The 12,561-nt window shown below is 39.7% G+C and carries 11 protein-coding genes; 1 reads left to right on the forward strand and 10 read right to left on the reverse strand.

Features of this window, described 5'->3' with window-relative positions; genetic code table 11:
* The first annotated feature begins 123 nt into the window (after positions 1–123).
* Entirely contained in the window at positions 124–951 is an 828-nt protein-coding gene (elyC, locus tag AC3Z9T_RS05655; protein WP_490125250.1) for an envelope biogenesis factor ElyC, read from the forward strand.
* A gap of 52 nt (positions 952–1,003) precedes the next feature.
* Here elyC and kdsB read toward each other — a convergent pair whose 3' ends face one another.
* From kdsB to aroA, 10 genes are all read right to left on the reverse strand, one after another.
* Positions 1,004–1,747, reverse strand: coding sequence for a 3-deoxy-manno-octulosonate cytidylyltransferase (gene kdsB / locus AC3Z9T_RS05660; protein WP_490125251.1), 744 nt, complete (start codon positions 1,745–1,747; stop codon positions 1,004–1,006).
* Between the two features lie 5 nt (positions 1,748–1,752).
* A complete protein-coding gene (locus AC3Z9T_RS05665; RefSeq protein WP_369308184.1) occupies positions 1,753–1,932 on the reverse strand; it encodes a Trm112 family protein in 180 nt (59 codons plus the stop codon).
* Between the two features lie 143 nt (positions 1,933–2,075).
* On the reverse strand, positions 2,076–2,291 hold the full coding sequence (locus tag AC3Z9T_RS05670; protein WP_490125252.1) for a cold-shock protein: 216 nt from the start codon (positions 2,289–2,291) through the stop codon (positions 2,076–2,078).
* Between the two features lie 387 nt (positions 2,292–2,678).
* Positions 2,679–3,677, reverse strand: coding sequence for a tetraacyldisaccharide 4'-kinase (gene lpxK, locus AC3Z9T_RS05675; RefSeq protein WP_490125253.1), 999 nt, complete (start codon positions 3,675–3,677; stop codon positions 2,679–2,681).
* A complete protein-coding gene (msbA, locus tag AC3Z9T_RS05680) occupies positions 3,674–5,419 on the reverse strand; it encodes a lipid A ABC transporter ATP-binding protein/permease MsbA (RefSeq protein ID WP_490125254.1) in 1,746 nt (581 codons plus the stop codon). Before msbA ends, lpxK begins: the two co-directional genes overlap by 4 nt.
* A gap of 35 nt (positions 5,420–5,454) precedes the next feature.
* Entirely contained in the window at positions 5,455–7,776 is a 2,322-nt protein-coding gene (locus tag AC3Z9T_RS05685) for a DNA internalization-related competence protein ComEC/Rec2 (protein ID WP_490125255.1), read from the reverse strand.
* 332 nt (positions 7,777–8,108) lie between these two features.
* The gene (gene ihfB, locus AC3Z9T_RS05690) at positions 8,109–8,396 is read right to left on the reverse strand and encodes an integration host factor subunit beta (RefSeq protein ID WP_042846474.1); all 288 of its coding nucleotides are present in this window, start codon (positions 8,394–8,396) and stop codon (positions 8,109–8,111) included.
* Positions 8,397–8,451: 55 nt separating this feature from the next.
* Positions 8,452–10,125 carry a 30S ribosomal protein S1 gene (gene rpsA, locus AC3Z9T_RS05695; RefSeq protein ID WP_070924893.1) on the reverse strand — a complete coding sequence of 558 codons (1,674 nt, stop codon included), beginning with the start codon at positions 10,123–10,125 and terminating at the stop codon, positions 8,452–8,454.
* Between the two features lie 177 nt (positions 10,126–10,302).
* Positions 10,303–10,986, reverse strand: coding sequence for a (d)CMP kinase (cmk, locus tag AC3Z9T_RS05700; RefSeq protein ID WP_070924894.1), 684 nt, complete (start codon positions 10,984–10,986; stop codon positions 10,303–10,305).
* Between the two features lie 195 nt (positions 10,987–11,181).
* Positions 11,182–12,462 carry a 3-phosphoshikimate 1-carboxyvinyltransferase gene (gene aroA, locus AC3Z9T_RS05705; protein WP_490125256.1) on the reverse strand — a complete coding sequence of 427 codons (1,281 nt, stop codon included), beginning with the start codon at positions 12,460–12,462 and terminating at the stop codon, positions 11,182–11,184.
* Positions 12,463–12,561: the final 99 nt, after the last annotated feature.

The raw sequence follows: 12,561 nt of genomic DNA on the forward strand, positions 1-12,561 counted from the left end.
ACATCATGCAGGGTGCTGAAGTCAGCTAAACCTCAATGATAACAGATAATAGCCTTATTTTGGCATACCATAGCGTAATCTGAACAATAAATTGACGATAAATCTAAAAAAATAGGTCCACTTATGTTATTTCTTTTGAAAAAATACCTTGGTGCATTATTGATGCCACTCCCCCTTCTGCTAATTTTAGGGTTTATCGGTATCCTATTGTTATGGTTCACACGCTGGCAAAAAGTCGGGAAAACCTGTGTTTCATTCAGCTTTATTGTTATTGCATTATTAGGCCTTCAACCAATCTCTGATCGGTTGCTGGCTCCTGTTGAAGGGAAATTTGATAAGCGCTATGAGTTGATTACTGCTAACCCGCCTGAAAATATTCACTATATTGTCGTACTTGGTGGTGGTTTTACTTATAACCCTGATTGGAGCCCAAGCTCTAATTTACTTAATAACAGCCTTCCACGAGTTACTGAAGGGGTGCGTTTATATTTAAAATATCCGGGTAGTAAGCTTATTTTTACTGGAGGTAAAGCCAGCAGTACGATTAGTAGTGCTGAAGTGGCAGCAATGGTTGCGCAATCACTGGGCGTACCAGCAACAGATACAATAGCGTTAACTGAACCGAAAGATACTCAAGAAGAAGCTTTTGAAGTCGAAAAAATTATCGGTAAAGAGCCTTTCTTGCTAGTCACATCTGCCAATCATTTACCGAGAGCAATCACCATGTTTACGACAAGAGGCATGCAACCGATCCCTGCTCCTGCCAACCAATTGGCAATTAAAACAGCTCTCAATCCATGGGAGAAATACATTCCATCAGCTTATTATTTTAGCCATAGTGAACGTGCTTGGTATGAGTTAATAGGTTCTATTTGGTTCTATTTAAAACCAGATAATACTCAGCCACTTGAAGCCCCGTTATTAACTCCGAATACGATTGAAGCCGAATAAATAAAAAAGGTGTGGCTCATTAATCGAGTGCACACCTTTTCCAGAAAATAAATTATTGGAACTGCTGCCTCACGACTTCAAGATCTTCAGGTGTATCAACACCTGCACCCGGCGCTTTTTTAGCAACAGCAACATGAATTTTCTCGCCATACCATAGCACTCTTAATTGCTCTAGCATTTCGATTTTTTCTAATGGGCTAGCCTGCCAAGTAATATAACGACGGATAAAGCCTGCGCGGTAAGCGTAAATACCAATATGGCGTAAGAAGTGATCACCAATTGTATTTTGGTTAACAGCAAAGCGATCTCTATCCCAAGGTATGGTTGCACGAGAAAAATACAGTGCATAACCTTCGTGGTCAGTCACTACTTTGACGGCATTAGGGTTGAAAGCTTCTTTAGCATCATCAATAGGTACAGCAAGCGTCCCCATTTGAGCTTTGCTCCCCTGAAGATTACCTGCAACTTGGCTAATAATTTCAGGAGGAATTAATGGCTCATCACCCTGAACGTTAACAATGATTTCATCATCAGCAAAACCATAAGTGTCAATCACTTCAGCTAAGCGCTCAGTACCTGACTGATGGTTAGGGTTCGTCATGCAAGCTTCACCACCTGCCTGAATAACGGCATTTGCGACATCAGGATGATCTGTCGCGACAATCACACGAGATGCTCCAGATTTAACCGCTTGATCCATAACTCGAACCACCATAGGTTTCCCATGGATATCAGCCAAAGGTTTGCCTGGTAAGCGCGTTGATGCATAACGAGCAGGAATAATAACAGTAAACATAATGATTACTGCCCTTCATCTAATGAGACTTGTCGAGCTTCATTTTCAAGCAAAACAGGGATGCCATCACGGATAGGATATGCGAGGTGATCAAATTTGCAGATAAGTTCAAGATTTTCTTTATTATAACTCAACTTACCATGACAGACAGGACAAGCTATGATTTCAAGTAAACGGTGATCCATGTTTTCTCCCAAATGGATTTAACTCACTTCGGCTCAGGATAACACAAGCAGATATCACCGTTAACTTTAATCTTTTTGGATAACATCTCCTGCAAGGAATTGAGAGGATAGAAGCAGGAGAAGTACTACTGTTAACTATTTAATTAATAAGCAATAACGTCAGCAGCCGTTATGCCATCAGAATTACGAGTAACAGAAAACTCGACGTTTTGGCCTTCAGATAATGATTTAATTTTTTTATTTGCAATTGATTTTCGAGTAACAAAGATATCATCACCGCCATTCACTGGCGAAATAAACCCATAACCTTCATTTGCATCAAACCATTTAACACGACCCATATGTAATTGAAAATTCATATTAAAACTCCTTTTGTTCTAAGAACAATAATTCTATTTATTGTTGTACTAGTACTCTTATATCGTCACCCCATTATAAATTGCCGATTTATTAAAACGTTGTAAGAGTAAGTAAACTTTTACCATTTGATGTGCAATTACTTAATTACACACATTACTTAACGACCTTCCACACACTAGTTATTCTCTGTAACTTAACAGTATTTTTTGACACTTAGATGACAAAACTGATGAGTAAATGCAGAAATGTGAGGGTTTTAAAGACTGACTAAAGCAGTTGGCCGTGAACTTAACTTAGTATACGTATCATTTATTAATGAATTACACTTGTATACATTAATAAGTAGATCTACATCACGTTGTCGATATTATTATCATAGTAAACGATTAGACGCAAATTTTTTTGCTATCAACAATGATATTTTTTATTTCACTTAAAATCTTTTGTTCACCTATAAGGTCAAAAGAAGCAGTGACAGGAAGATACCACCAATTAGATTGTGCAAAGGACCGACATTTGACCGCATCTTTTTCAGTCATCAACAACGGTTCATTATTTGGCGTTAATGTTGAAAGCTGTTGCTGGTGATAAGGATGATGATCTGCAAAAGCATATGTTTGAGCCAGCTCTAGCCCTTTTTTTTCTAAGGAAGTAAAAAAACGTGGTGGATGGCCGATCCCTGCCATCGCAATAACTGTTTTAAGGGAGCTAACAAGCTGTTTTTCACCAGTCAATAAATTAATGGCAACGTCCCCAGTTAAAACCATTGCGGTTTCATTAGATTGAGCACTACCACCATTCACAATTAAAGCATCAACGCTTTTAAGGCGACCCGCACGTTCACGCATTGGCCCTGCGGGTATCCACCAGCCATTACCAAAACGACGCTGCCCATCAATAACAACAATTTCATAATCTCTATCTAACGCATAATGCTGTAAACCATCATCCGTAATGATCACATCTAATACATGGCTATCGAGTAATGCTTTTACGGCCTCACTACGTTTTGGTGCAACAGCAACAGGCGCTTTTGTCCGATGATAAATCAAAACTGGCTCATCACCCGCTTCTGCCGTCGTCGTTGCTGATGATATAAGTAGAGGGTAATGTTCAGATTTCCCACCATAACCACGAGAAACAACACCAACTCGATAACCTTGTTGCATTAATGATTCAACTAGCCAAATGACAACTGGGGTTTTACCATTTCCCCCAGCTGTTAAATTACCGACAACAATCACTGGAACTGGCGCTTTCCAAGAACGAAATAACCCAACTTTATAACCAATACGCCGAATCAATGCTATCGCGCCATACAGAAATGATAGCGGTAGAAGTAAGATATAAAGCCACGATTGGCCAGACCAAATGCGTTGTATCATTTGCTAAATTGAATTTTATGTAGTTGAGCATATGCACCATTTTCAGCTAATAATGCCTTATGGTTACCACGCTCAATAATATGACCATCTTGTACGACTAAGATCTCATCCGCATTTTCAATTGTTGATAAGCGGTGTGCGATCACTAAAGATGTTCTATTTTTCTGCAATTCATCCAGTGCTGCTTGGATCGCTCTTTCAGATTCTGTATCTAAAGCTGAAGTTGCTTCATCAAGGATTAAAATTGGCGCATCACGCAATAAAGCACGAGCAATTGCAATCCGCTGACGTTGGCCACCTGAAAGCATCACGCCGTTTTCACCAATCATAGTATCTAAACCTTTATCAAGTTTAGCAATAAAATCCATGGCATAAGCCATTTCTGCTGCTTTTTCAATTTGCTCGCGGGTATAGCGCCCATCAGTTGCATAAGCAATATTATTCGCAATGGTATCGTTAAATAGGTAAACATGTTGCGATACCAAAGCAACTTGGCTACGTAGCGACTCAAGCGTATAGTCACGGATATCATGACCATCAATGCAAATACTACCTTCATCAATGTCGTAAAAACGCGTAATTAGATTCGCAATTGTTGATTTACCCGACCCTGAACGTCCAACCAAAGCAACAGATTTGCCTGCCGGCAATGAAAATGAAATATCATCTAGTGCAGGATGATCTTTAGTTGCATACGTAAAAGTGACATTTTTAAATTCAATATCTCCTTTCACTTTCGCTAACACTTTTGTTCCTTCATCTTTCTCTTGTTCAGAATCTAAGATAGCAAACAACGTTTGACATGCAGCCATACCACGTTGGAACTGAGAGTTAACGTTGGTTAATGATTTTAATGGACGCATTAATGCAAACATAGATGAAAATACAACTGCAATAGTACCTGATGTTAAATGCTCACGAATTTCAGGAAAGCTTGCGGCATAAAGAACAAAGGCTAAAGCAAAAGAAGCGATTAATTGCACTATAGGGTCAGAAATTGCTGATGCAGTCACCATTTTCATCGATTGGCTACGCATATTATTACTGACTTTATTAAAGCGCTGAGTTTCAACTTTTTGTCCACCAAAAATTAAAACTTCTTTATGCCCTTTTAACATCTGTTCTGCACTAGCCGTAACATGCCCCATTCCTGTTTGCATGTTTTTGCTGATCTTACGGAAACGCTTAGAAACGATACGAATAGCGATAGAAACAAGCGGCGCTATAACAATTAAAATTAATGATAATTGCCAGCTATAGTAAAACATCATCGCAAATAAGCCGATGATATAAGCACCTTCACGAATAATGGTAATTAATGCACCAGATGAGGATGCCGCAACTTGTTCTGAATCATACGTAATGCGAGATAATAGTGTCCCTGTTGATTGCTGATCAAAGTAACTTACAGGCATACCCATCATATGACCAAATAACCGGCGACGCATACTCATCACGACTTTACCAGAAACCCATGAAACGCAGTAGGTTGAAACAAAACTGGATAAACCACGAATAATAACCAAGCCTAATACGGCAATAGGCAACCATTTTAAGACATCATTATCAGCTTTATCAAACCCTTCATCGAGTAAAGGCTTTAATAAAGAAATCATAAACGCATCGCCCGCTGCGTTGATAATCAAAGCAATTGCTGCAACTATTAAACCCGCTTTAAAAGGCGCGATCGTAGGCCATAATCGGCGGAACGTTTGTCTTGTAGACAAGTCATTATCAATCATGTTTTTATTACCAAACTTAATGTAAGCGCACTATTCTACTCGGGAAATTGCGGATCACCAAACCACAGATGATACCAGCGCGGATGTATTTCCTTTCGATAGCGAGTTAATTCCATGGTTTTCTTTTTAAACCAAATGGTTACCTGACCTGACTCCGCAGTATTAATCCATTTTATATTATTGCTTTTGTACCGAAAATGGACTTTATCTGACGGAATTTTCCAAGGACTGTACCTTGCGGATGAAACTAACACCATGTTAGGTGAAGCCATTCTTATGAATAATGGCGTCGAAGAAGTATTACTTCCATGATGTGGCGCAAATAAAATATCTGAACGCAGTTGTTGCTTATAGTGCGCTGATATCGCTTGTTCGCCTTGTTTTTCCAAATCTCCAGTAAGTAAAATTTTATACTCGCCATCACTTAGCATAATGATACAAGAGTCATCGTTATGTGATTTTTTAGACATTCGTTCAGGCCAAAGTACTTCAAAATTTAATTTACCCCACTGCCAATGTTGCCCTTTGATACAAGGCAGGCTTGGTGAAGCGCTAAAACTACTACGCAGGTTTAGCCAAGGATACTGCTTTTTTAATGCAATCACTCCCCCTGTATGATCGAGATGGTCATGACTTAAAATAATGCCAATCGGTATGATTTTTTTTCGCTGTAAATAAGGAATAATCTGTCGCTGTGCGTTACTTCCTTCAGGCCAGCGGTTTCCTGTATCATAGAAGTAGGCTAAACCATTTTGCTCTATAACCACAGCTAAGCCATGGCCAACATCGAGTAACGTTAAACTCCATACATTCCCTGATGATTGCCGAGTTATATTTTCTGTTCCTATACATAATGCCGCAAAACAACCGAGTAATCCCAAATAGCGCCGATATAACCCAAGCGCGATGAACAAGCCAATTAACCAACAGAATAGAAAAATAAACAAATGAACTGGCTGTATTTCAAACCAGTAATCACTTAAATAGGCTAGTGGTTTTATTCCTACATCTATAATTTCGTCGATAATAGTAAAAATAATGTATTGAACAAATGAAAGTGGCAATAGAAATAATAAAAGGATAAATGGAATGATTAACCAGGATACTATTGGGACTAGCCATAAGTTAGCCATAAAGCTCATCAAATTGATCCCCTGGAATAACATTACTTGTATCGGCGCAAGCAAAAGTAATAAACCGGCTTGTAGATGAATAAACGCAATACTCCAACGAATAATGCCGTTATACTTCATATAAGACGACAATGGAAACAATCGCAGCCAATATAATATTGCAAAGACAGCAAAACAAGATAACCAAAAACTATCTGATAATATAGACAAAGGGTCAGTTACAACAATAATCCCAACACTCCAAATTGCCCATTGCCAAGGAAAATAAAAACTATTTTGCTGTTTGATATAAATCCATAAAACTAAAGCAATTAGCGCCCTTATGGACGGAATAGCGAAGCCTGAAACCCAAGCATAGAAAAATGCACAAACCACACCAGCAATAATAGGTACTTTATAATAGCTAAAACTCACGGGTAAAAAATAAGTACCAAACTTAACTAACCAATAGCCTAATAGATAAGATAAGCCAATATGTAAACCAGAAATAGCTATCAAGTGGCTTAGTCCTGTCGTTTGCAACAATAACGATAGTTCAGATGATAACATTCCTCTTTCACCAAACATCAATGCATAAATAACTCCTGCATTTTTTAATACACTAATGCTATCAATATATGAATTTATGATTTTTTGTCTGAATGAGCATTCAGCATCTACCACAAGCGCTCCGGATACCTTTAGTGATCCAATAATACGTTGAGATAAGGAATAACGTTGTTGATCAAAGCCACCTTCATTGAGAGACGAGTGTAGTGGTTTTAATAAACTATTTAATTTCCATGTTTGACCTGAACATAGCTTCTGCTTTAGTTGATCGACTTGCCATACTGCATAAACAGGAGGGAATAAGGAAGTATTATTTACCTTATTAATTCTAACCCTCACCTTCTCCTTCTTTTCATTATATAAAGGTACACTAATAACGGTAATTTCTAACTGATGATATGACCTTGATAGTGTATTCATTTTTTCAATCAGATCATTACAGTGCCAAGTAGCCCATAATAATGCCATCATGCTCAACACAATGAACTTAATATACCTATTTGCTTTAATAAAAAGCAAAAATAGAAATAATATAAATAAAATTATTGTTGAATTACCTATTTTCGGGAGCTCATGAATGAATAAAATAGGTAATATCCCTATAAAAATAGCAATTGCAGCTTGGGTATAAGAAAGTTGCCCTCCCCACAACCAATAAAATAATTTTTGATGCATCGTTGATATCCTAAGCCACAATGTCAGTACGTAACATAACAGGAGGGATCATCAGTTTAATTATCACCGTTTAAAGTCTTAGCGTACACACGCAATTATTTATCTTACGCGCTGAGATATTACATTCTTTTGGGTGGTGCTTCGCACATCATGAATTTATTGACTAATTATCAAAGCATAGCTATCAAATAAGGAAATAACAGTGTAGTAGATAAAGGTTGGTTGGTTGGTTGGTTGGTTAGTTGGTTGGTTGGTTGGTTGGAAATAAAAGAAAAAACGGTGCTATAAAATACAAGCACCGTTTTGAACTAATAATTAAGATTTATAGTCAATTACTGACCATAAATATTTACACGGTCACGTAATTCCTTACCTGGTTTAAAGTGAGGAACGTATTTACCTTCCAGCTCCACTTTATCTCCAGTTTTTGGGTTACGCCCAACACGCGGAGCACGGTAGTGAAGAGAAAAACTGCCGAATCCGCGGACTTCTATACGTTCACCACCAGCCAGTGTATCAGCCATGTGCTCGAGAATTTCTTTAACAGCTTCCTCGACCGTTTTCGCTGACAAGTGAGATTGCTGGCTAGCCAGTCTTTCAATTAACTCAGACTTGGTCATAGTACCTCCCTAAACTACCGTTACAAAGGGGTAACATCTGTTACCCCCAGCTTAATTATTCGCCTTTAGCTGCTTTGAATGCTTCAGCCATTGCGTTGTTACCGAAGCTAGTATCTTCTTGTTTGTTCACAGTAGCGATAGCATCTTTTTCATCAGCTTCGTCTTTTGCACGAACAGACAGGTTGATTACACGGTTTTTACGGTCAACACCAGTGTATTTAGCTTCAACATCATCACCAACGTTCAGAACCAAAGTTGCATCTTCAACACGGTCACGTGAAGCTTCTGATGCACGCAGGTAACCTTCAACGCCCAGAGTCAGCTCAACAGTTGCACCTTTAGCATCAACTGCGATAACTTTACCAGTTACGATTGCGCCTTTCTTAGTTGCAGCTAAGTAGTTGTTGAATGGATCTTCAGCTAACTGCTTAACACCTAAAGAAATACGCTCACGCTCTGCGTCGACTTGCAGAACAACAGCTGCGATTTCGTCACCTTTTTTGTATTCACGAACTGCTTCTTCGCCTGCAACGTTCCAGGAGATGTCAGACAGGTGAACAAGGCCATCGATACCGCCTTCCAGCCCGATGAAGATACCGAAGTCAGTAATTGACTTGATTTTACCTTCAACACGGTCGCCTTTGTTGTGAGTTTCTGCAAATTGCTGCCATGGGTTAGATTTGCACTGTTTCAGGCCCAGTGAGATACGACGACGTTCTTCATCGATATCCAGAACCATAACTTCAACAACATCACCAACGTTAACAACTTTAGATGGGTGGATATTCTTGTTAGTCCAATCCATTTCTGAAACGTGAACCAGACCTTCAACGCCTTCTTCGATTTCTACGAAGCAACCGTAATCAGTCAGGTTAGTAACGCGACCAGTCAGTTTAGTACCTTCTGGGTAACGTTTAGCGATTGCGACCCAAGGATCTTCGCCCAGTTGTTTCAGACCCAGAGAAACACGAGTGCGCTCACGGTCGAATTTCAGAACTTTAACTGTGATTTCATCACCAACATTGACGATTTCGCTTGGGTGTTTAACACGTTTCCAAGCCATATCAGTGATGTGCAGCAGGCCATCAACACCGCCGAGATCAACGAACGCACCGTAGTCAGTAAGGTTCTTAACGATACCTTTAACTTCCATGCCTTCTTGTAGATTTTCAAGCAGTTGATCACGTTCTGCGCTGCTTTCAGATTCAATTACAGCACGACGAGAAACAACAACGTTGTTGCGCTTCTGATCTAGCTTAATTACTTTGAACTCTAGCTCTTTGCCTTCCAAGTGAGTAGTATCACGAACTGGGCGAACATCTACCAGTGAACCTGGTAAGAATGCACGAATGCCATTCAGTTCTACAGTGAAACCACCTTTAACTTTACCGTTAATAACACCAGTAACAGTTTCAGCTTCTTCGTAAGCTTTTTCCAGCATCAGCCATGCTTCATGGCGTTTCGCTTTCTCACGAGAAAGAATAGTTTCACCGAAACCATCTTCAACTGCATCCAGCGCTACGTCGATTTCGTCGCCAACTTGGATTTCAAGCTCACCCTGAGCATTTTTGAATTGTTCTACTGGGATTGCAGATTCAGATTTCAGACCTGCGTCAACCAGGACAACGTCTTTATCGATGGCAACAACAGTACCACGGACGATAGAACCAGGACGAGTTTCAATATTCTGCAGGGATTCTTCAAAGAGTTGAGCAAAAGATTCTGTCATATTAATGATCTTCAAGAGTTTTTAATTAACGTCCATTCAGCATCCGGCCAAATGGGGTTGTTTCACATACCCCACAACACTCCATGTCGTAAGGTGGCTACTAGGCTAACTTTACAAAATCAGCATAGTATTAAGTGCGTATACTATCTACATTATAAGCTAAAATACAGCCAATTATTAAGATAATTGTAGAATTTTTTTCGCATAGGCTTGAGCTTTTTCAATGACTTCCTCAATAGACATACTTGTGGAATCCAGTATTAAAGCATCCTTTGCAGCAATTAACGGCGCAACCGTTCGGTTACGATCTCGATAATCGCGTTCCTGTATTTCGGTTAAAAGTCGTTCAAAGTTAACATCAAACCCCTTTTCCTGCAACTGCTTCATACGACGATGAGCCCGCTCCTCCGCGGAGGCATCAAGAAAAATTTTCACAGGAGCATCAGGGAAAACCACCGTTCCCATGTCGCGGCCATCCGCAATCAAACCAGGCATAGCTCTAAAGGCTCGCTGACGGCGAAGCAAAGCTTCTCTTACGCGAGGAAAAGCCGCAATTTGTGACGCCGTTTTCCCCACATCTTCAGTGCGAATTTGATTTGAGACGTCCTCGCCTTCTAAAATGACTTTTAACTGATTGTCTTCCGGTACGAAACGAACGTCTAAATTCGCCGCAAGTGGCACTAGTGCATCTTCTGATTGGATATCAACATGATGATGCAATGCCGCTAAAGCAAGTACGCGGTAAATCGCGCCAGAATCTAAAAGTTGCCATCCAAATTCGTTTGCCAGCGCTTGGCATAACGTACCTTTACCAGCACCGCTAGGTCCATCAACGGTTATTACAGGGGCAATCGCCACCATAAAAAGGTCTCCTTTTCTGCAAGTGAATTTCTCACCTGCAATTAAAATCAGTGGCGACATTATACCTACTCATCAGTTTTGTGAAATAAGCACGTTCTGATGAATGAGATAAAATTTGTAATTTACTAGTGAGATTAATATATAAGAGAAGAAACTGACAAAAATGAACAGGTTTCATTTTCGTCAGTCAAATGATTAAAATTCACTCAAACGCGCTAATTGTTGGAAGTAATCAGGGAATGTTTTTGCCGTACAGCCTGGGTCCAAGATAGTTACAGGGGTATCTGATAATGCAACCAATGAAAAGCACATGGCAATACGGTGATCATTATAAGTTTCAATCTCTGCATGCTGAAGTTTCGCAGGTGGAACGATACGAATAAAATCATGACCTTCTTCTACTTCTGCTCCAACTTTACGTAATTCTGTTGCCATTGCATATAAGCGATCTGTTTCTTTCACGCGCCAGTTATAAATATTGCGGATCACCGTTTCCCCTTTGGCAAACAAAGCAACTGTTCCTATTGTCATTGCAGCATCAGGAATAGCATTCATATCCATATCGATGCCCGTTAAGGTTCCGCGTTCGCATTCAACAAAATCATCGCCCCAACGAATGATTGAACCCATTTTTTCTAGAACATTGGCAAACTTTGTATCACCTTGCAGGCTATTTCTACCAATACCGGTTACTCGAACAGTACCACCTTTTATTGCAGCTGCTGCCAGAAAATAAGAGGCAGATGATGCATCACCTTCAACTAAGTATTCACCAGGAGATTGATACTGTTGTTGCCCTTTAATAATAAACTGTTGATATTGATGGTTTTCAACATTCACACCAAAGGTAGCCATTAGTGCTAACGTAATATCAATATAGGGTTTCGAAACTAAATCGCCAACAATAGAAATCAGTGTATCTTTCTCGGCTAAAGGTGCTGCCATTAAAAGTGCTGTTAAAAACTGACTAGAAACTGAGCCATCGACTGAAATTGTACCGCCCGAAAAACCACCACGTAAGCGAATTGGAGGATAGTTTTCCTGTTCTAAGTACTCAATAATAGCGCCACCCTCACGTAAGGCATCAACCAAATGCCCTATCGGGCGCTCTTTCATGCGTGGCTCACCAGTCAATACAATGTTATTTTCTGCTAATGACAAGGCAGCAGTAAGAGGACGCATTGCCGTTCCTGCATTGCCAAGGAAAATTTCCAGTTCATTTGGATAACTTAAACGTCCACCGATGCCTTGTACACTGCAACGTGTTTTATCTTCAGACAATTGATATTTTACACCTAATTCGCTTAATGCATTCAGCATATGGCGAATATCATCACTGTCTAATAAATTAGTCAGCACGGTTGTACCATTTGCCATCGCTGCTAATAAAAGAGCTCGGTTCGATACACTTTTAGACCCTGGCAGGTTGATCGTTCCGTTAATTGAAGAGATAGGTTGTAATGTCAGGGATTGCATAACGAGCAGATTCTCCAGTACTGTTTGCTAAATTAATTATTATCGTTTTCAATGTAAAAAAATAGAGGCAAAACCCACCCCAATACGATTCATAGTATT

The organism is Providencia sp. 6390 (genome assembly GCF_058148425.1).

What these genes read in the sequence shown, in the direction of transcription:
- elyC (WP_490125250.1), top strand. Translation starts at nt 124, where the DNA reads ATGTTATTTCTTTTGAAAAAATACCTTGGTGCATTATTGATGCCACTC.
- kdsB (WP_490125251.1), bottom strand. Translation starts at nt 1,747, where the DNA reads ATGTTTACTGTTATTATTCCTGCTCGTTATGCATCAACGCGCTTACCA.
- AC3Z9T_RS05665 (WP_369308184.1), bottom strand. Translation starts at nt 1,932, where the DNA reads ATGGATCACCGTTTACTTGAAATCATAGCTTGTCCTGTCTGTCATGGT.
- AC3Z9T_RS05670 (WP_490125252.1), bottom strand. Translation starts at nt 2,291, where the DNA reads ATGAATTTTCAATTACATATGGGTCGTGTTAAATGGTTTGATGCAAAT.
- lpxK (WP_490125253.1), bottom strand. Translation starts at nt 3,677, where the DNA reads ATGATACAACGCATTTGGTCTGGCCAATCGTGGCTTTATATCTTACTT.
- msbA (WP_490125254.1), bottom strand. Translation starts at nt 5,419, where the DNA reads ATGATTGATAATGACTTGTCTACAAGACAAACGTTCCGCCGATTATGG.
- AC3Z9T_RS05685 (WP_490125255.1), bottom strand. Translation starts at nt 7,776, where the DNA reads ATGCATCAAAAATTATTTTATTGGTTGTGGGGAGGGCAACTTTCTTAT.
- ihfB (WP_042846474.1), bottom strand. Translation starts at nt 8,396, where the DNA reads ATGACCAAGTCTGAGTTAATTGAAAGACTGGCTAGCCAGCAATCTCAC.
- rpsA (WP_070924893.1), bottom strand. Translation starts at nt 10,125, where the DNA reads ATGACAGAATCTTTTGCTCAACTCTTTGAAGAATCCCTGCAGAATATT.
- cmk (WP_070924894.1), bottom strand. Translation starts at nt 10,986, where the DNA reads ATGGTGGCGATTGCCCCTGTAATAACCGTTGATGGACCTAGCGGTGCT.
- aroA (WP_490125256.1), bottom strand. Translation starts at nt 12,462, where the DNA reads ATGCAATCCCTGACATTACAACCTATCTCTTCAATTAACGGAACGATC.